This is a genomic window from Priestia sp. SIMBA_032 (assembly GCF_046535215.1).
GTDB classification, from domain to species: domain Bacteria; phylum Bacillota; class Bacilli; order Bacillales; family Bacillaceae_H; genus Priestia; species Priestia aryabhattai.
Genome location: NZ_JAWRXD010000001.1, coordinates 892,378 through 910,871, shown reverse-complemented (window position 1 = coordinate 910,871; position 18,494 = coordinate 892,378). Strand labels below are relative to the sequence as shown.

Annotated in this window: 20 protein-coding genes; 19 read left to right on the top strand and 1 reads right to left on the bottom strand. The window is 38.3% G+C overall.

Annotated features, from left to right (window positions below; translation table 11 throughout):
- Nucleotides 1–13: 13 nt before the first annotated feature.
- The 3 genes from SB717_RS04535 to SB717_RS04525 all read left to right on the top strand — a co-directional run bounded on the left by SB717_RS04535 (nucleotide 14) and on the right by SB717_RS04525 (nucleotide 2,081).
- Nucleotides 14–841 (top strand): aldo/keto reductase, encoded by an 828-nt coding sequence (locus SB717_RS04535; protein WP_028412173.1) that lies wholly within the window; start codon nucleotides 14–16, stop codon nucleotides 839–841.
- A 121-nt stretch (nucleotides 842–962) separates the two neighbouring features.
- The gene (locus tag SB717_RS04530) at nucleotides 963–1,724 is read left to right on the top strand and encodes an SDR family oxidoreductase (protein WP_410903329.1); all 762 of its coding nucleotides are present in this window, start codon (nucleotides 963–965) and stop codon (nucleotides 1,722–1,724) included.
- A gap of 177 nt (nucleotides 1,725–1,901) precedes the next feature.
- On the top strand, nucleotides 1,902–2,081 hold the full coding sequence (locus SB717_RS04525; RefSeq protein WP_410903328.1) for a hypothetical protein: 180 nt from the start codon (nucleotides 1,902–1,904) through the stop codon (nucleotides 2,079–2,081).
- A 34-nt stretch (nucleotides 2,082–2,115) separates the two neighbouring features.
- Here SB717_RS04525 and SB717_RS04520 read toward each other — a convergent pair whose 3' ends face one another.
- Complete coding sequence (locus tag SB717_RS04520; RefSeq protein WP_025749716.1) at nucleotides 2,116–2,571, bottom strand: MarR family winged helix-turn-helix transcriptional regulator; 456 nt, start codon at nucleotides 2,569–2,571, stop codon at nucleotides 2,116–2,118.
- A gap of 352 nt (nucleotides 2,572–2,923) precedes the next feature.
- Here SB717_RS04520 and SB717_RS04515 point away from each other — a divergent pair, with 352 nt between their 5' ends.
- From SB717_RS04515 to SB717_RS04440, 16 genes are all read left to right on the top strand, one after another.
- Nucleotides 2,924–3,562 carry a biotin/lipoyl-containing protein gene (locus tag SB717_RS04515; protein ID WP_013055624.1) on the top strand — a complete coding sequence of 213 codons (639 nt, stop codon included), beginning with the start codon at nucleotides 2,924–2,926 and terminating at the stop codon, nucleotides 3,560–3,562.
- A 42-nt stretch (nucleotides 3,563–3,604) separates the two neighbouring features.
- A complete protein-coding gene (locus SB717_RS04510; RefSeq protein WP_410903327.1) occupies nucleotides 3,605–5,230 on the top strand; it encodes a DHA2 family efflux MFS transporter permease subunit in 1,626 nt (541 codons plus the stop codon).
- An 18-nt stretch (nucleotides 5,231–5,248) separates the two neighbouring features.
- Nucleotides 5,249–5,779, top strand: a complete 531-nt coding sequence (locus SB717_RS04505) for an NAD(P)H-dependent oxidoreductase (RefSeq protein WP_014461382.1) — start codon at nucleotides 5,249–5,251, stop codon at nucleotides 5,777–5,779.
- An 8-nt stretch (nucleotides 5,780–5,787) separates the two neighbouring features.
- Complete coding sequence (locus SB717_RS04500) at nucleotides 5,788–6,198, top strand: hypothetical protein (protein ID WP_251461362.1); 411 nt, start codon at nucleotides 5,788–5,790, stop codon at nucleotides 6,196–6,198.
- Nucleotides 6,199–6,360: 162 nt separating this feature from the next.
- On the top strand, nucleotides 6,361–6,786 hold the full coding sequence (locus tag SB717_RS04495; protein ID WP_410903326.1) for a MarR family winged helix-turn-helix transcriptional regulator: 426 nt from the start codon (nucleotides 6,361–6,363) through the stop codon (nucleotides 6,784–6,786).
- Nucleotides 6,787–6,903: 117 nt separating this feature from the next.
- On the top strand, nucleotides 6,904–7,893 hold the full coding sequence (locus SB717_RS04490; RefSeq protein ID WP_074678967.1) for a LacI family DNA-binding transcriptional regulator: 990 nt from the start codon (nucleotides 6,904–6,906) through the stop codon (nucleotides 7,891–7,893).
- Nucleotides 7,886–8,764, top strand: coding sequence for a ribokinase (rbsK, locus tag SB717_RS04485; protein ID WP_410903325.1), 879 nt, complete (start codon nucleotides 7,886–7,888; stop codon nucleotides 8,762–8,764). Before SB717_RS04490 ends, rbsK begins: the two co-directional genes overlap by 8 nt.
- Entirely contained in the window at nucleotides 8,765–9,154 is a 390-nt protein-coding gene (rbsD, locus tag SB717_RS04480; RefSeq protein WP_074678963.1) for a D-ribose pyranase, read from the top strand.
- Nucleotides 9,155–9,168: 14 nt separating this feature from the next.
- Entirely contained in the window at nucleotides 9,169–10,650 is a 1,482-nt protein-coding gene (locus SB717_RS04475; RefSeq protein ID WP_410903324.1) for a sugar ABC transporter ATP-binding protein, read from the top strand.
- Between the two features lies 1 nt (nucleotide 10,651).
- A complete protein-coding gene (gene rbsC, locus SB717_RS04470; RefSeq protein WP_410903323.1) occupies nucleotides 10,652–11,611 on the top strand; it encodes a ribose ABC transporter permease RbsC in 960 nt (319 codons plus the stop codon).
- An 11-nt stretch (nucleotides 11,612–11,622) separates the two neighbouring features.
- On the top strand, nucleotides 11,623–12,543 hold the full coding sequence (gene rbsB, locus SB717_RS04465) for a ribose ABC transporter substrate-binding protein RbsB (protein WP_014461376.1): 921 nt from the start codon (nucleotides 11,623–11,625) through the stop codon (nucleotides 12,541–12,543).
- A 439-nt stretch (nucleotides 12,544–12,982) separates the two neighbouring features.
- Nucleotides 12,983–14,251 carry a 3D domain-containing protein gene (locus SB717_RS04460; protein WP_074678958.1) on the top strand — a complete coding sequence of 423 codons (1,269 nt, stop codon included), beginning with the start codon at nucleotides 12,983–12,985 and terminating at the stop codon, nucleotides 14,249–14,251.
- A 155-nt stretch (nucleotides 14,252–14,406) separates the two neighbouring features.
- Nucleotides 14,407–15,018, top strand: coding sequence for a flavin reductase family protein (locus SB717_RS04455; RefSeq protein WP_098620706.1), 612 nt, complete (start codon nucleotides 14,407–14,409; stop codon nucleotides 15,016–15,018).
- A 351-nt stretch (nucleotides 15,019–15,369) separates the two neighbouring features.
- A complete protein-coding gene (locus SB717_RS04450) occupies nucleotides 15,370–16,647 on the top strand; it encodes an ABC transporter substrate-binding protein (protein ID WP_074678954.1) in 1,278 nt (425 codons plus the stop codon).
- Nucleotides 16,648–16,720: 73 nt separating this feature from the next.
- Complete coding sequence (locus SB717_RS04445; RefSeq protein ID WP_410903322.1) at nucleotides 16,721–17,575, top strand: carbohydrate ABC transporter permease; 855 nt, start codon at nucleotides 16,721–16,723, stop codon at nucleotides 17,573–17,575.
- A 68-nt stretch (nucleotides 17,576–17,643) separates the two neighbouring features.
- The gene (locus tag SB717_RS04440; protein ID WP_013055640.1) at nucleotides 17,644–18,450 is read left to right on the top strand and encodes a carbohydrate ABC transporter permease; all 807 of its coding nucleotides are present in this window, start codon (nucleotides 17,644–17,646) and stop codon (nucleotides 18,448–18,450) included.
- Nucleotides 18,451–18,494 lie beyond the last annotated feature (44 nt).

Below are 18,494 nucleotides of genomic sequence, written 5' to 3'. Positions count from 1 at the left end.
GATGAACAGCAACATGGAAAACTTACAGTCAACGACGACCTTAGCAAACGGCGTTAAAATGCCTTGGTTAGGTTTAGGTGTTTATAAAGTAGAAGATGGTCAAGAAGTTGTAGATTCAGTTAAATATGCAATCAAAGCTGGATATAAAAGCATTGATACGGCTAAAATTTATGAAAATGAAGAAGGCGTTGGACAAGCGATCAAAGAATCGGGTGTTTCTCGCGAAGAACTATTTGTTACATCAAAAGTGTGGAATGCAGATCAAGGATATGATACAACTCTTCAAGCGTTTGAAACAAGCTTAAACAAGCTAGGTCTTGAATATTTAGATTTATACTTAATTCACTGGCCAGTTGAAGGTAAGTATAAAGATACGTGGAAAGCACTTGAAAAGCTTTATAAAGACGGGAAAATTCGTGCAATCGGCGTATCGAATTTCCAAGTTCATCATTTGGAAGACTTAATTGCAGATGCAGAAGTTAAGCCGATGGTAAACCAAATCGAATTTCATCCACTTTTAACACAAACAGAAGTGCGTGAATACTGCAAAAAACAAGGAATCCAAGTGGAAGCATGGTCACCGCTTGCACAAGGTGAGCTGCTTGATAACGAAGTGTTAACTCAAATTGCTGAAAAGCACGGAAAATCAACTGCTCAAGTTATCTTACGTTGGGACTTACAAAACGAAGTAGTAACGATTCCTAAGTCAACAAAAGAACATCGTATTATCCAAAATGCAGACGTATTTGATTTTGAATTAAATGCAGAAGAAGTTGAAAAAATCAACGCATTAAATCAAAATCATCGCGTAGGTCCAGATCCGGATAACTTTGACTTTTAATTTTAAATTAAGACTAAAATGTCTTGTAAGATAAATAATAAACAAAGCGCTATTGTCATTCATGCAGTAGCGCTTTGTTTATTAAAAAAGAAATGTGATGGTTGAACGAGGAGGAAAAGTAATGAAAATGTCAGGAAACACTATTTTAATTACGGGCGGAGCGTCTGGAATTGGGTTGGCGCTTGCAGAACGTTTTTTAAATGAAGGAAATGAAGTCATTATTTGTGGAAGAAGGGAATCAAAGCTGCAGGAAGCAAAAGAAAGATTCCCTTCGTTACATACAAAAGTGTGCGACGTATCAATAGAAGAAAGCAGAGTAGAGCTAGTAAAATGGGCGACTGAAACGTTCCCAAAATTAAATGTTATTGTGAATAATGCAGGCATTCAGCAGCGCGTAAATCTTTTACACATGCACGAAGAGTGGCAGTATTACGAAAAAGAACTAATGAGTAATGTAAGTGCTCCTATTCATTTAACTTCGCTTTTGATTCCTCATTTCGTTCAACAAGAACGTGCTGCGGTTATTAACGTAACGTCCGGGCTGTCTTTAACACCTGGAGCATGGGTGCCAATCTACAGCGCAACAAAAGCGGCATTAAGGTCGTTTACGATTAGTTTAAGACATCAAGTAGAAGAAACAAATACCGAAGTAATAGAAATTCTTCCTCCAGCTGTGAACACGGATTTAGGAGGCCCGGGACTTCATACATTTGGAGCGCCGCTTGAGGACTTTGCTGATTCAGTATTTGAAGAATTGAAAAAAGGTAAAATTGAAATTGGCTATGAAGATAGCGCTAAGAGGCTTTATGCTTCCAAAGAAGAAATTGAGAAAGCTACAGCACAGGCTTGGAGGGGGTTTTTAAAGAACAATCCTGAATTTTAAAGGCAGAAAACCCAAAGGTTTCTAAACCCTTCAAGGGTAGCACATCATAAAAAGAGGCTGGGACAAAAGTATTTAAGCCCAAGTGAAAAACGAACCGTGAATCCAACATGTTGATTCACGGTTCGTTTTCTTTGTTATGTTGAGCAGGGCTTCCATCTGTTTCGTTCATGCTAGCAGTTGATTGGAGAGCAAGACGAAGACTCCTGCAGGAAAAGCGGAACAGGTGAGACCCCGCAGGAGCGTAAGCGACGAGGAGGCTCAGCAGCCGCCCGCGGAAAGCGAAGTCTTGCACGGAAATCAACTGCGGTGTCACAAGCGGTTCAGCTCATGTCTCCCATTTGTTCGTCTTTAGATTGAATTCATCTCGTTATGTCTCAGCCTCTTTTTATCATTAACGATCTACCGTTTGTCTAATTCGTTTTTCCATTTTTTCAAGCATGCGGAGGTACTCATCTTGTTCTTCAGGAGTTAGAGCAAAAAGCATGTCTTGCCAAAATAAATTTCGCTGCTCAATTACGTAGTTCACTAATGTTTCGCCAGCCTCTGTTAAGGATATCCATACAATTCGGCGGTCTTTTTGGTCACGTACGCGCTTAATGAGTGCGTCATCTTCTAATTGATTTAATAAAATGGTAGTAGCCCCAGAGGTTAGCTTTAGATTTGAAGAAATTTCGGCTACCATACGTTTAGAGCTGATTCCAATAAATTTTAGAATTAAAAATTTCGTAATGGTCAAATTATAGGGCTGCTCACTGATTTTATCTTCCAAGAGCTTTCGCTTGAGTTCAAATAATGAGGTTTTAACTTGGTCGAGTTTTTCTAGTTTATCTATTAACTGCTGATCCATCATAATCACCTTTTCTTTATCATTATAGGTGTTAAACAATTGCTGCTAGTTACCTATTGTGGTTTATGTATATAGGGAGTTTGTTCCGAAAAAAGGAGCTGTTTTTGTGTATAACCCTATGCTTATATATCTAACTTTAAAGTAAAGTAAAGTACTTGTAAAGAAACCAAAACTTTTAAGTTGTATTTCAGTTAAAGATGTAGTAAAGTATTCAGTCGGGAAAACTTTATGAAACATAAATGTTTAGTTTTAAAAATAAATTAAAATCAAAGTTATTTACAACTAAATATCTTTGTGATAAAGTTATCTAGCGTAATACTTAACTGAATGAAATATTAAGGAGGTAAAATAAATGTCAAGAGGGCGTTTAATTTTAATGAACTTTATCGGAATTATTGTAGTATTAGCTTTAATTATTGGTGGGGGATACTATTATATTCAAAAATCTAATTATGTATCCACAGACAATGCAAAAGTGTCGGGCGACCTTTATACAGTAGTAGCGCCAGCGGCAGGTAAAGTAGCAAGCTGGAACGTTGAAGAAGGTAAAGATGTTTCAAAAGATGATGAGGTAGCTAAAATCCAATCAGAAGATGGAGAAAAAACAGTTACAGTACCAGAGGATGGTAAAATCATCAAAACACAGGTAAAAGAAAATCAAATGGTTCAAGCTGGTCAACAAATTGCTAGCGAAGTAGATATGAATAACTTATTCATCATTGCAAACATTAAAGAAGACAAATTAAAAGATATTGAAGCTGGCGATGACGTTGATGTAACAGTTGACGGAGATACTAAAACAACAATCGATGGAAAAGTAGAAGAAATCGGTTATGCAACAAACTCAATTTTCTCATTAATGCCAAGCTCTAATTCAGATGGCAACTATACTAAAGTATCACAAACAGTTCCTGTTAAAATCTCTATTTCTAACTACTCTGAAAACGTACTACCAGGTATGAATGCAGAAGTTAAAATCTCTAAAAACTAAGAACGTACATGAGTAAGAAGAGAAGAAAGGAGGAAGGAACTGATGTCAGCAAACACGATACAATCAGAGGAAAGCTCAGTTAAAAAGCATATCCCGCTGCTAGTCGTACTTATGCTTGGATTGTTCTTAGCAATTTTAAACCAAACGCTGCTAAATGTTGCGATTCCGCATCTGATTACAGAGTTTGGCGTTACGGCTAATACCGCACAGTGGTTGCTTACAGGGTATATGCTTGTAAATGGTGCACTTATTCCATTATCAGCGTATTTAATTGAACGTTTTGGAGTTCGTCGCTTATTCTTATTTGCAATGGCCTGCTTTACAATAGGGGCACTTGTCTGTGGAATTGCGCCGACTTTCTCGATTATGCTAATCGGACGTCTGGTTCAAGCAGTCGGAGGCGGCGTACTAGCACCTCTAGTTATGACCATTATCGTATTTATTTTCCCTCCTCATATGCGCGGAAAAGGAATGGGTATCTTTGGTTTAGCCATGATGTTCGCTCCGGCAATTGGACCGACGCTTTCAGGATGGGTTATTCAAAACTATGACTGGCACATCTTATTTACGGGAATGGTGCCACTAGGTGCACTCGTACTTATTATTGCAGCTTTTAAATTAAAAGATATTAAACCGCCTCAAAATGTAAAAGTAGATCTAATTTCTGTGTTTACATCTCTGGCAGGTATGGCCTTGCTTTTATACGGCTTCAGTGAAGCTGGAAATGATGGATGGACGGACTCAGTTGTATTATCAACGATGATTGGTGGTATTGTCTTATTAATTATCTTTGTTGTACAGCAGCTTCGACTTAAAAGTCCATTACTTGATGTGAGAGTATTTAAATACAGTATTTTCTCATTATCTAATATCATCAGTATTGCCATTACAATCAGCATGTATGCTGGTATGTTCTTATTACCGATTTATTTGCAAAACATCCGTGGCTATTCAGCGTTTGACTCAGGCTTATTAATCTTACCTGGTGCACTTGTTATGCTAGTCATGTCACCGATTTCTGGTACGCTGTTTGATAAATTAGGACCGCGTCCACTAGGGATTGTCGGGATGTTGATTACGGTTGTAACAACATTTGAATTTACAAAATTAACGCTTGAAACACCGTTTAGTCATATTGTTATTATTTATATGATCCGTGCATTCGGTATGTCATTATTAATGATGCCAATTATGACAGCTGGTTTAAATCAGCTGCCGGCAAAATTAAGCAGCCATGGTACATCTATGTCGAACACGCTTCGTCAGGTGAGTGGTTCAATCGGTATCAGTTTAATGACTACAATCTTTACAAATCGCACAACCTATCATGTGAATGAAATGAGCAGTTCAATGACTACATCCGATCCATTCTTTATGAATAACTTCCAGGTATTTGTGCAAAAGATTGCTCAAACGCTTCATCTTTCTCAAACAGAGGCGCAAAAGCAAGCTTTAACAACTTTAGCTGGAAAAGTTCAAGCGCAAGCAACTGTACAAGGAATTAACGACGCGTTTTACTGGACAGTTATCATTGCCATTATTGGATTGATTTTAAGTTTCTTCCTACGTGATGTTCGTAAAGATTCAGTGGTAGAAGTAGAAGAGACAGAAAAAGAAACAACAGACGATATTCGTATGTTACCGGCACCAAAAGATATGAACTCATAAGCAACGGAGGGATAAAGGATGAAAATTTGTATCGTATATGATAGTGAAGGCGGACATACAGAGGCATTAGCCAAAGCGATTGCTTCTGGCGCCGAGCTGTCTGGAGAAGCAACTGTATATGTAAAGCATGTCGAAGAAGCAGATGTACGTGAACTGCCTGAAATGGATGCTATTATTTGGGGCTGCCCAGGGCATTTTGGAACAATCAGTTCAGGGTTAAAAACGTGGATTGATAAATTAGGTTATTTATGGGCAGAAGGTAAATTAATTGATAAAGTAGGTGCGGTGTTCTGTACAACAGCTACAACGCACGGTGGCTTAGAAGCGACGCTTTTAAATTTAATTACACCGATGCTTCATCAAGGAATGGTTATCGCTGGCTTACCAGGTAATATTCCAGAAAATGCGCTGTACGGTACTTATTACGGTGTGGGAATTACTTGTCCAATCGAAGGTGACGAATTATTAACAGAGAACGACCAAGCGCTAGGTAAAGCGTTAGGAGAACGTGTTGTTCAAGTGACTAAACGAATGACACAAGGACAGTAGGTGACGGTATGTTAGGTATTTTACTGATCGTTGTAGCTGTGATTCTGGTTGTACTAATTATTACAATGAATGCTAAGGCATCATCTTCTAAGCGCCAGCGTACAGTTCCACCTAAAAAAGAAGCGGCTGCTTCAAATGCTCCTAAAGAGCCAAAAGTAGAAGAGAAAAAAGTGGCAGAAAAAAAACCTGCAGCACCAAAAGAAGAGCCAAAAGAGCCGCAGGCGAAGACGGAAACAAGAACATCTAGACATAAGAAAGAAAAAGATGTCATGAACGATGATATGTATCGTCAAGTGCTGCAAAAGTTTAGAGAAGGCGAAAAAGACGACACGGTTTTTACAAAAGAAGAACGTGACGTTATGAATGATGACGCTTTTCGTAAGGCTTTAAAATCGTTTAAGAAAAACGATGATGAATGAGTTTCTTCTATTATAATAGTACGGAATAAAACAGATAGAAAATAGGTTATAAGCATTCCGCGAAACCAGCCGCTCTCCCCAGGTTAGGTTTCGCTTGGAGTGCAGCAGGGGGCTGACATGTTAACATCGACTCCCTGATTATAAGAAAGGGGACGTCAAAACATGGAACAGCTCACATTTATTGAAGAGGTCCAGAGAATTTCGATATCCCTTAACAAAAAGGTAATGACAGAGATAAAAGAAAGGTTACTTTCACAAGGGATTACGCCTTTTCAATATCATATCTTATTAATTATCGCTAAATGCAATCACATTGGAGTAACCAAGCTGGCAGAGGAGATGCGCGTCAAGCCTAGTGCGATTACTCCTGTTATTACTCGTTTAATAGACTTAGAGTTAGTTTCACGTTATCACTCTAAAGAGGATCGCCGTAAGGTAAACATTGAGTTAACTGCTAAAGGTGAACAAGTGATTGAAGAAGCAAATGAAATTGTGCAAAAGATGATTGCTCATTTCTTTTCTTGCTATGAACCGAAAGACCAAGAGCAATTTTTGAAGTTATTTAAGAAACTAGACGCTAATATCTAATGAAAGAAACATCACTTCTTAATGGAGTGATTTTTTTTTGATAAAAAGATTGTCAACTTCCTTTTTCCATGTTATCATTTGTGTAAACGGTTACATACATGAAAGGAGGGAAATAAAGTGGTAACAATTCGTGATGTAGCAAAAGAAGCAGGCGTGTCCGTTGCGACCGTTTCGCGCGTTTTAAATAGTACAGGGTATGTAAAAGAAGACACGCGTGTGCGAGTAATGAATACAATTCAAAAATTAAACTACAGCCCTAACGAAGTAGCCCGTTCGCTTTATACACGTGAATCGCGTTTGATTGGTCTATTGCTTCCAGACATTACAAACCCTTTTTTCCCTCAGCTTGCACGAGGAATAGAAGATGAAGTACATAGCCATGGATTTCGTTTAATTCTTGGCAATAGTGATGAGCAGTTAGAGAAAGAATTAACCTATCTCCAAACGTTTACGCAAAATCATGTAGTAGGAATGATCACGGCAACAACAAGTCTAGCTCAGAAACTATATGAAGGTCTTACATTTCCCGTCGTGTTTTTAGATAGAAGTTCTGATCAGTATCCATCTGTTTATGCTGATGGTTTTGAAGGTGGAAAACTTGCTGCAGAAGAAATAATCAAAAGAGGAAGTAAAAGAATTACCCTTATCAAAGGTCCAGTAAATGTAAAGCCTGCTCAGGAACGTTTTCAAGGCTCTCTTTCTGTGTTGAGTCAGTCTGAAGCAGATTTTTACGTATTAAATACAAGTTCTCTAGCGTTTGACGATGCGCAGAAATGGGCAAAGGAAATCTTTCAAAAGTACCCTGAAACAGACGGAATTATTGCAAGTAATGACATTGTAGCCACCGCTGTTTTACACGAGGCGTTTCGATTAGAAAAAAGCGTGCCTGATGATCTTCAAGTGATTGGTTTTGATGATATTCCGCAAAGCCGCTTTTCGTTTCCAGCGCTGTCTACAATTCGTCAGCCTGCTTATGAAATGGGCAAGCAAGCAGCAGGCCTGTTAATGAAATGCATTAAGAAAGAACCTTTAATTCAAAAGCAAGTACAACTACCCGTTACGTTTATTGAACGAAATACGACACGAAAGGTTGAGGAACATGGCTAAAGTAACTGTGATTGGAAGTTCATCAATGGATTTAGTAGTAACATCAAATACTCGTCCTGGAGCTGGAGAAACAGTGTTAGGAGAATCATTTAAAACCGTTCCGGGAGGAAAAGGAGCGAACCAAGCTGTTGCAGCAGCCCGTCTTGGAGCGGATGTGAGTATGATTGGATGTGTGGGCGAAGATCATTATGGAAAAGCAATCCTGGAGAATTTCAAATCAAACGGTGTATCTGTGGAAAATGTGAAACCGGTTACAGAATCAGATAGTGGAACAGCTCACATTATACTGGCTGAAGGAGACAACAGCATTGTAGTTGTCAAAGGAGCAAACGATTATATTACTCCAGACTATGTAGAAAAAGCAAAAGAAAAAATTAAAGAAGCGGATATCGTACTTATTCAGCAAGAGATTCCAGAAGAAACGGTTGAATATGTTGCTCAGCTTTGTCAGGAACTTAAAGTACCGCTTTTGTTAAATCCAGCGCCTGCAAGACCATTAAAAGCAGAAGTGATTGAACAAGTTTCTTACATCACTCCAAATGAACATGAAGCAGAGCTTTTATTTGAAGGAAAAGAAAAAGAAGAAGTATTAAAACAATATCCAAATAAATTGTTTATTACAGAAGGAAAACAAGGTGTACGCTATTTTAACGGCGAGAAAGAAGTGGTGGTTCCTTCTTATCAAGTAGAAACAGTTGATACAACAGGAGCAGGAGATACATTTAACGCAGCGCTTGCTGTGGCACTTGCCGAAGGAATGGGTTTTGAAAAAGGAATTCAGTTTGCTAATCGCGCAGCTTCGCTATCCGTCACTAAATTTGGTGCGCAAGGCGGTATGCCGACTCGAAAAGAAGTGGAGGAGAGTCTGTAAATGAAACGTCACGGAATGATTAACAGTCATATTACAAAAATACTAACAGATCTAGGTCATACAGACACTATTGTCATTGCAGATGCAGGGTTACCTGTTCCTAGTGACGTGCTTAAAATTGATTTATCTTTAAAGTTAGGAGTGCCTAGCTTTGAAGATGTAGTAGTAGCTGTGTTAGAAGATATGGCTACAGAAAAAATAGTGATTGCTTCTGAAATGAAAGAAAGAAATCAAAAGGCTTACGAGTTGATGGAGAAGCAAAACATCTTAGTAGAAGAAGTATCGCATGAACAATTAAAAATGCTGACAAGCAAAGCGAAAGTTGTGATTCGTACAGGAGAGGCAACTCCTTATGCAAACTGCATTTTACAAGCGGGAGTTATTTTTTAAAAGAGGTGAACAGCATGCATATTGCAATGAGAGGGATTCATAAAGCCTTTGGAGCAAACCGTGTACTAAGGGGCGTGGATTTTGAATTACATGAAGGTGAAGTTCACGCACTAATGGGGGAAAATGGAGCGGGAAAATCTACGCTGATGAATATTTTAACCGGCCTTCATAAGAAAGATGAAGGGCAGATTCTGATTGATGGCAAAGAGCCGTATTTTCAAAACCCAAAAGAAGCAGAACAAAACGGAATTACCTTTATTCATCAAGAGCTGAACGTTTGGCCTGAAATGACGGTGCTTGAGAACTTATTTATCGGCAAAGAATTAAAAACGCCTTTAGGTTTTTTAAAAACAAAAGAAATGAAAGCGTTAGCAAAGAAGCAGTTTGAAAAATTAGCTGTGACCATTCCTCTTGATCAAGAAGCGGGACTTTGTTCTGTCGGACAGCAGCAAATGATTGAGATAGCCAAAGCGCTGATGACGAATGCAAAAGTGATTATCATGGATGAGCCGACGGCAGCGCTTACTGAAAGAGAAATTCAAAAATTATTTGACGTAATTAATGCACTGCGAAAGCAAGGCGTATCGATTGTCTATATTTCACATCGTATGGAAGAGATTTTCGCTATTTGTGATTCCATCACGGTCATGCGTGACGGACAGACGGTAGACAAAAAGCCGATTCCAGAAACCAGCTTCGATGATGTTGTTCGTAAAATGGTAGGAAGAGAGCTAACGGATCGATTTCCCGCTAGGACATCTCCTAAGGGAGACGTTGTATTTGAAGCAAAAGGCTTGGAGAGAAAAGGTGTATTTCATGACGTTCATTTTTCAGTGCGATCAGGAGAGATTGTTGGCGTTGCGGGGCTAATGGGAGCTGGCAGAACCGAAATTATGCGCGCTATCTTCGGGCTTGATCCGTTAGAAAAAGGCGAAATTATCTTAAATGGAAAGCGGGTCAACATCACAAAGCCCGACCAAGCCATTAAATTGGGACTTGGATTTATTACAGAAGACCGTAAAACAGAAGGGCTCGTTCTCGATTTTTCTATTCGAGAAAACATTGCGCTTCCAAGTCTATTCAGCTTTTCGCCAAAAGGATTTATTGAACAAAAAAGCGAGCAGCAATTTGTAGATTTGCTTATTAAACGTTTAACGATCAAAACCGAGTCGTCCGAGACGAGTGCAGGTAACTTATCAGGAGGAAATCAGCAAAAAGTAGTTATTGCCAAGTGGATTGGCATTGGACCAAAAGTGCTGATTTTAGATGAACCAACTCGAGGAGTTGACGTCGGGGCGAAGCGTGAAATTTATCAGCTTATGAATGAACTGACAGACAGAGGCGTGGCCATCATCATGGTGTCTTCAGAGCTTCCGGAAGTACTCGGCATGAGCGATCGCATTTTGGTTGTGCATGAAGGGAAAATAACAGGTGAACTGACAAGTGAAGAAGCAACTCAAGAAAAAATTATGACATTTGCAACAGGAGGTCAGTAAAATGAAAGCAAACACAGCGATAAAAGAAAATCGCGTTGATAACGTGATGCAAAAGCTAGGTCCGTTACTAGGTCTATTTATTCTTATTGTCATTGTATCGATTTTAAATCCAAGCTTTTTAGAACCTTTAAATATTTTAAACTTGCTGCGTCAAGTGGCTATTAATGCTTTAATTGCATTCGGTATGACATTTGTTATTTTAACAGGGGGAATTGATTTATCGGTTGGCTCTATACTTGCTCTATCAAGTGCGTTAATGGCAGGTATGATTGTGTCGGGTGTAGATCCTATTTTAGCTATTTTAATAGGATGTGTGTTAGGAGCTGTAATGGGTATGATTAATGGTTTACTTATTACAAAAGGAAAAATGGCGCCGTTTATTGCGACGCTAGCGACGATGACAATTTTTAGAGGATTAACGCTTGTTTATACAGATGGAAATCCGATTACGGGCTTAGGTGAAAACTATTACTTCCAATTATTTGGCCGAGGCTATTTCCTAGGTATTCCTGTTCCAGCGATTACGATGGTACTAGCGTTTGCTGTCCTATGGGTGATTTTGCATAAAACACCGTTTGGCCGCAGAACATATGCAATCGGTGGAAATGAAAAAGCAGCATTTATTTCAGGAATTAAAGTACCAAAAGTTAAGGTTGTGATTTACTCACTAGCAGGATTATTGGCAGCGCTATCAGGAGCGATTTTGACATCTCGCTTGAACTCTGCTCAGCCAACGGCAGGTACGTCTTACGAGTTAGATGCTATCGCTGCAGTAGTACTGGGTGGAACAAGCCTTTCGGGAGGACGTGGACGCATTGTTGGAACGTTAATTGGTGCGCTGATTATCGGAACGTTAAACAACGGTTTGAACTTACTCGGCGTTTCGTCATTTTACCAAATGGTTGTAAAAGGAATTGTTATTTTAATCGCGGTATTAATTGATCGCAAAAAGTCAGCTTAGGAGGGAAAAACATGAAGAAAATTTGGCTCGTGCTATTATCATTTTCATTATTACTGTTAGGGGCTTGTTCACTTCAGCCTCCTGAGTGGGCGAAACCATCTGAAAGTAAAAATTTAAAAGATATTAAAATTGGTTTATCCGTTTCTACATTAAACAATCCGTTCTTTGTTTCATTAAAAGAAGGGGTACAAAAAGAAGCAAAAAAACTGGGCATGGAAGTAGTTGTAGTAGATGCTCAAAATGATTCAGCAAAACAAATTAACGATGTGGAAGATTTAATGCAGCAAGGTGTTAATATTCTGCTTATTAACCCAACGGATTCAGCTGCTATTTCAACAGCTGTACAATCCGCTAATAATGTAGGCATTCCAGTTATTACGCTAGATCGTTCAGCAGAAAAAGGAAAAGTAGAAACACTGGTAGCTTCAGATAATGTAAAAGGTGGTCAAATGGCTGCTGATTACATTGTGAAAAAAGTAGGGGAAAAAGCTCAGGTAGCAGAACTTGAAGGCGTGCCGGGAGCTTCAGCAACTCGCGAACGAGGAAAAGGGTTCCACAACGTTGCAGATCAAAAGCTAGATATTACGGCTAAACAGTCAGCTGATTTTGACCGTACAAAAGGCTTAAACGTTATGGAGAATGTTCTTCAAGGAAACCCTGGTATCAAAGCCGTATTTGCTCATAATGATGAAATGGCATTAGGAGCTATTCAAGCGATTAACAGCTCAGGAAAAGATGTGCTAGTAGTAGGGTTTGATGGAAACGACGATGCAATTAAAGCGGTAAAAGAAGGGAAGCTAGGAGCAACTGTAGCCCAGCAGCCTGTTTTAATTGGTAAACTTGCCGTAAAGTCTGCTAAAAATGTTCTTCAAGGCAAAAAAGTAGATAAGCAAATTCCAGTGCCTTTAAAACTAGTAACTTCTGAAAAATAATGGTTTTATACGTGTGAAGAAAAAAGACGCTCATTTGATTTATGGGCGTCTTTTTATGTATATAAAATGTAAAAAAGAAGTGAAAAAGTCACAACTTTATAAATAGTGTAGGAATTATGGAGGTGGGGTTTATGTAATAAAAAGTAAAAAACACCGAAAAAAGACGGTAAAATACACAATTTTCTGTGAAAAATTTGTAATATATCTGTAATAATAAGCGTTTATTTCGATTTTTAAAGAGTGATTTTGCTCCTTTTATGACAAAAATATATCTTTTTTAATAAACAGTAAACCTCTCTATCAAGGGATTTTGGTGATGAATTCCCAGAAAGAGATTCTTGGTTATACAGATTATGGGAAACTTTTAACTGTATTGTAACATAAACAGCTAGTTTTTTATGGTATAACTATGTCTATGAGGAAAGGGGACTATTACTTTATGAAAATTTTTAAGCGTATGACTCTTGCAGCAGTCACAGGAATTTTCTTCATGACCGGCATTACAGAGACTCACGCCCAATCGAATGAAGAAGCGCTCCAGACTACTGAAAATAAAATTAAAGAAACAGAAAAGGCTGTTCAACAAAAAGAGAAAGAGAAACAGTCTATCAATTCAGATGTTCAAAACATTCAATCACAATTAAATTCATTACATACAGTAATCTCTAGCAATAAAAAAGAATTAGCATCGACTGAAAAGCAGATTTCAGAAGCGAACAAAATGATTGAGAAAAAGAAAAAAGAAATCGTTTTGCTTCAGGAAAAAGTGTTAAGTCGTAAAGATATTATTGAAAATCGATTAGTTGCTTTACAGCAGGACGATAAAACAAGCGTTGTTATTGATACATTAATGAATGCTGATAACTTTGGAGATTTTGTCGCGCGTATGGGTGCTGTCACAACTTTATTGTCAGCAGATAATGATATTTTAAAGCAGCATCAAAATGATTTAGATCAAATTGAAAAAGATAAAAAAGAAATTGATAAGCAAGAAAAAGTATTAGAAGCAGCAAAAGGTAGCCTAGCGGCTAAACAAGCTGAATTAGATAAAAACGTTGCGAAACAAACAGCAACGTTAACAACTATGCAAGAAAAATACAGCACGGTCGTAAATGAAATTGATGCAGCTTCTTCAGAAAAAGCAAATCTTCAGTCTGAACTAACAGGCATTCAAGATAAGATTGCAAAAGAAAAAGAAGCAGCTCAAAAGCAAGCTGAGCAAGTGGCAAAACAGCAGGCGGCTGAAAAGGCTGAGGCTGATGCAGAAGCAAAGCGTCAAGCTGAACTAGCAACAGCTAAAAAAGAAGTAAAAACAGAGCCAAAACAAGAAGTAAAAACAGCTGCAGCTACAGAGAAGAAAGCAGCCGTTTCTTCAGAAGCAAAAGAAACGAAAAAAGAAGAAAGCACACAAAAGCATTCTGGAAAAGAAATGTATGTAGAAGCAACAGCTTATACAGCTAATTGTGCAGGCTGCAGCGGTGTAACAGCCACTGGACAAAATGTAAGTTCAGGCACTCATAAAATTATTGCGGTAGATCCATCCGTTATTCCATTAGGTTCAAAAGTATACGTAGAAGGATACGGAGTGGCAACAGCAGGTGATACGGGCGGTGCGATTAAAGGATATCGAATTGACGTATTAGTACCTTCTGAGTCAGCTGCAAAAGCATTTGGACGTCGTACAGTGAAAATTACGGTGTTAAATTAACGAAATAGGCTGAGACAAAAGCAGTTTAGTTGAAGAAAGATCCGAACGATTACTCGTTCGGATTTTTTCATTGTGTTGGTGAGCAAGTTGCTAGCTAATCTATGCTCTTTTCGTTACCATACAATAAAGTAAATGGAAGAAAAGGAGTGGGTAAAATGAAAGTAGTGGATCCAGCGGTACAAAGTGCAAAAGACAATTATCATTTGCTAACAGGTGTCGTCATTCCTCGGCCAATTGCGTTTATTACAAGTCAAAATGATGACGGTGTAGTGAATGCCGCGCCGTTTAGTTTTTTTAATGTAGTTGCGGCAGAGCCTCCGCTGATTGCCGTTTCGGTTTCGAGAAATGAAGGTCAAATGACGAAAGATACGGCCAAAAATATTAGTGCATTTAAAGAATTTGTAGTTCATCTTGTAGACGAACACTTAGTGGAACAGGTGAATCAAGCGGCATCTTCTTACCCTTCTTCCGTGAGTGAAGTCGAGGAAACGGGGTTAACACTAGCACCGAGCAAAAAAGTGCAGGTTCCCGGAATTCAAGAAGCAAGCATTCGAATGGAATGTAAGCTTCACCAAATTGTTCCATTAGGAACGGATGAGGCATACAGCTCAGATTTGTTTATCGGTGAAGTTGTGATGTTTCATATTAGTGAAAAAGTGATAGAAAACGATCGCGTTTCTGCAGAACGTGTGAAGCCAGTCAGCCGGCTTGCGGGTTCTAACTATAGTAAATTGGGACAATTATTTTCCTTAGAACGTCCCAAATAAGCAAGAAAGTGTTACTTATGTAGCAAAAAAATAGTATACATTGGATTTTTTTAAATAAGCGATTGTGTTCTGTTTCAACAACGACAGTACATTCGCTTTTTTTCATGAACGAAAAAGTTAATAGAAACCATAATAACAAAATCAATTTAGAAAAAGGCAAAAATGTAAGGTTTTTGCCTTTTATATTTACCATTGAGGAAAAAGGTATTCATTCATATAATTTAGATTAAGTAAATTGTATACGCTTTCAATATACAGAATTATTTTTCAATAATTCTCTAGAGAAAGAGTCAGGAGCGTCTACAAAAAAACTTGCCACACTAGGAGACGAGATTATAGGAGGGGTATTCATTGAAACGTTGGTTTAGTTTAATCAGTTTTGCACTCATTTTAACCCTAGTACTTGCAGGATGCGGAGGAAAGTCTGCTAATGAAACAAGTGGTAGCGGTGGAAAAGAAGTTGTTGCATGGGCTTGGAATATTAACGTACCGGTATTAAAGAAAGCAGCAGCAGAATACCAAAAAGAGAATCCAGGGTTTAAATTAAAAGTAGTGGATATGGGACGTGAAGACGTTTATTCAAAACTAACAACAGGATTGCAAGCTGGCGGAAAAGGTCTTCCTGATATTGTATTAGTAGAAGACGATCGTTTCCAAGGATATTTGGATGCATTTCCAAAAGCATTTTTAAACCTATCTAAAAAAGGATTTGATAAGCAAGAAGATAAATTTCCAGCGTTTAAGAAAGCTCTTTTATCAAAGGATGGGGACATGTACGGCTTCCCGTTTGATGCAGGTCCAACAGGCGTTTTCTATCGCACAGATTACTTTGAAAAAGCAGGCGTAGATCCAAACAGTATCAAAACATGGGATGATTACATTGCGGCTGGTAAGAAAATTAAAGAAAAAGTTGGCGTTGATTTACTAGGTTTAGATTTTAATAATGACGATGGCTTATTCCGAATGGCGCTGACGCAGCAAGGTACGTTCTATTTTAATAACAAAGGTAAGCTAAATTTAACTTCTAAAGAAGCGAAAAAAGCGATGGAGTTAAATAAGAAGTTAAAAGAAGCAGGCATTGTTAAAAATACAGTGGGCTGGGATGCTTCAATCAGTGCTTTAGCAGAAGGTAAAGTAGCGAGTTCACCATCTGGTGCTTGGCTATCTGGTTCTATTACACAGCAGGCTCCAGATTTAAAAGGAAAATGGGGAGTATTTTTATTACCTTCGTTTGAAGAAGGAGGCAACCGTGCTTCTAACTTAGGCGGAAGCAACTATGTGATTTCAGCAAATAGCCAAAAAGCAGATGAAGCGTACAAATTTATGGAATATTTCTCAACAACGGATAAAGTTCAAGAAGAAGCGATGAAGGGCGGATTATTCCCATCATTAAATACTGTATATTCTTCAAAATTATTCACTGCACAAGATGAGTACTTTAACAATCAAACGATTTGGAAAACATTCGCAGATGAAATGAACGATATTAAGCCGGTTAATTTTACAGGCAATTACTCAGTTGCAAACAGTGAAGCAGTTAAAGCTGTGTCAGAAGTAACAAATGGTAAGGGAGTTACAGACTCGCTTGAAGCAGCTCAAAAACGCTTAGAAAACCGAATTCAAAAATAATCAAGAAGCCATAGAAGGTGATTTCTAGAGAATTGCCTTCTATCTCTTCTTCTTGCGGTACTAGGAGGTCATCATGAAGACAAATAAATCATTGCCTTACTTATTTATTGCTCCAGCACTTTTGCTGTTCGCGCTGTTTACAATCTACCCTATTTTTTCATCGTTTGTTCTAAGCTTTCAGAGTATGGAAGGCGGAAAGTATGTATTTACCGGATTATCAAACTATACACGTTTGCTCGGGGATGATATTTTCTGGAAAGCGCTTGGAAATACGGGGATTATTTTAATCGTTCAAGTACCCGTGATGATTTTATTAGCACTTGTACTAGCTAACTCTTTAAACAGTCAGCTTTTAAAATTAAAAGGTTTTTTCCGAGTTTCATTTTTCTTGCCGGCAGTAACGTCACTAGTTGCCTATTCTATTTTGTTTTCAATCATTCTTCAAGACGAAGGAATTATGAATACTATTTTAGGATTTTTTGGTATCGATGCCATTCAGTGGCTGGGAGATCCTTTCTGGGCTAAAGTCTCAATCATTGTTGCAATGACTTGGAGATGGACAGGTTATAACATGGTTATTTTTCTAGCAGCTCTTCAAAGTTTATCTCATGAAGTTTACGAAGCAGCTGATTTAGACGGGGCAAATCGTATTCAAAAGTTTTTCCACGTAACAGTTCCACAATTAAAACCCGTTATCTTGTTTGCTACTATTTTATCAACAATTGGCACGCTTCAATTGTTTGACGAACCTTTTAACTTAACAAAAGGCGGCCCTGCTGATTCCACGATGACGCTAGGCTTATATATTTATCAAAATGGCTTTAAATATTTTGATTTTGGATATGCTTCAGCCATTGCATACGTTGTTGTATTATTAGTCGGTATTTTAACGTTCTTCCAATTTAAATTTACGGGTGATAAATCATGAGTGTATTAGAGAGAGTAGAAGCAACCGCAGTAGCTACCGTGCCTAAGGTTAAAAAGAAAAGTAACATCATGCGTAAAATAGGATTATACAGCATGCTTGGGCTGTTCACGATTATATCTATTTTTCCTTTTTACTGGATGATTATCGGCGCTACGAATGAATCAGGAAAAATGTTTACAAACCCTCCAACGCTGAAGCCTGGCGATCAATTTATGACAAATCTACAAAATTTAAATGCTTCAATTGATTTAGGGCGCGTCTTTTTTAACTCGGTATTTGTTTCAGTAGTGTACGTGATTGTAGCTTTAATGGTCTGTTCTACAGCTGCATATGCGCTATCTAAATTTGAATTTAAAGGAAGAAACGCAATTTTCACTACGCTTTTATTGTCCATGATGATTCCATATCAAGCAACGCTCATTCCGCTTTTTCAGCTGATGTCGAATTTTAATTTGCTCGATACGTATTTTGCTCTTATTGTTCCGCAGCTGTGCTTTCCGTTTGCGATCTTTTTATTACGTCAGAACTTTTTAGCTTTTCCGACGGAACTTATTGAAGCTGCTCGTTTAGACGGAGCTGGAGAGATGAGAATCTTTTTAACCATTGTGCTTCCTTCTATGAAGCCTGCTATGGCTGCAGCGGCTATTTTCTTATTTATGACACAGTGGAATAACTTTATGTGGCCTCTAGTTGCGACTACATCTAACGAAATGGCTACATTGCCGGTTGCTCTTTCAAGCTTAATTGGCTTATCGATTATTGATTACGGTCAAGTAATGATGGGGGTAACGATTGCAACCATTCCAATCATTGTCTTCTTCCTAGCACTTCAGCGTCATTTTATTTCCGGAATGCTTGGAAGTGCAGTAAAATAAAAAGCAAAAGCTCCTATTATAGGAGCTTTCTTAATGAACAGGGG

What these genes read in the sequence shown, in the direction of transcription:
- SB717_RS04535 (WP_028412173.1), top strand. Translation starts at nt 14, where the DNA reads ATGGAAAACTTACAGTCAACGACGACCTTAGCAAACGGCGTTAAAATG.
- SB717_RS04530 (WP_410903329.1), top strand. Translation starts at nt 963, where the DNA reads ATGAAAATGTCAGGAAACACTATTTTAATTACGGGCGGAGCGTCTGGA.
- SB717_RS04520 (WP_025749716.1), bottom strand. Translation starts at nt 2,571, where the DNA reads ATGGATCAGCAGTTAATAGATAAACTAGAAAAACTCGACCAAGTTAAA.
- SB717_RS04515 (WP_013055624.1), top strand. Translation starts at nt 2,924, where the DNA reads ATGTCAAGAGGGCGTTTAATTTTAATGAACTTTATCGGAATTATTGTA.
- SB717_RS04510 (WP_410903327.1), top strand. Translation starts at nt 3,605, where the DNA reads ATGTCAGCAAACACGATACAATCAGAGGAAAGCTCAGTTAAAAAGCAT.
- SB717_RS04505 (WP_014461382.1), top strand. Translation starts at nt 5,249, where the DNA reads ATGAAAATTTGTATCGTATATGATAGTGAAGGCGGACATACAGAGGCA.
- SB717_RS04500 (WP_251461362.1), top strand. Translation starts at nt 5,788, where the DNA reads ATGTTAGGTATTTTACTGATCGTTGTAGCTGTGATTCTGGTTGTACTA.
- SB717_RS04495 (WP_410903326.1), top strand. Translation starts at nt 6,361, where the DNA reads ATGGAACAGCTCACATTTATTGAAGAGGTCCAGAGAATTTCGATATCC.
- rbsK (WP_410903325.1), top strand. Translation starts at nt 7,886, where the DNA reads ATGGCTAAAGTAACTGTGATTGGAAGTTCATCAATGGATTTAGTAGTA.
- rbsD (WP_074678963.1), top strand. Translation starts at nt 8,765, where the DNA reads ATGAAACGTCACGGAATGATTAACAGTCATATTACAAAAATACTAACA.
- SB717_RS04475 (WP_410903324.1), top strand. Translation starts at nt 9,169, where the DNA reads ATGCATATTGCAATGAGAGGGATTCATAAAGCCTTTGGAGCAAACCGT.
- rbsC (WP_410903323.1), top strand. Translation starts at nt 10,652, where the DNA reads ATGAAAGCAAACACAGCGATAAAAGAAAATCGCGTTGATAACGTGATG.
- rbsB (WP_014461376.1), top strand. Translation starts at nt 11,623, where the DNA reads ATGAAGAAAATTTGGCTCGTGCTATTATCATTTTCATTATTACTGTTA.
- SB717_RS04460 (WP_074678958.1), top strand. Translation starts at nt 12,983, where the DNA reads ATGAAAATTTTTAAGCGTATGACTCTTGCAGCAGTCACAGGAATTTTC.
- SB717_RS04455 (WP_098620706.1), top strand. Translation starts at nt 14,407, where the DNA reads ATGAAAGTAGTGGATCCAGCGGTACAAAGTGCAAAAGACAATTATCAT.
- SB717_RS04445 (WP_410903322.1), top strand. Translation starts at nt 16,721, where the DNA reads ATGAAGACAAATAAATCATTGCCTTACTTATTTATTGCTCCAGCACTT.
- SB717_RS04440 (WP_013055640.1), top strand. Translation starts at nt 17,644, where the DNA reads ATGCGTAAAATAGGATTATACAGCATGCTTGGGCTGTTCACGATTATA.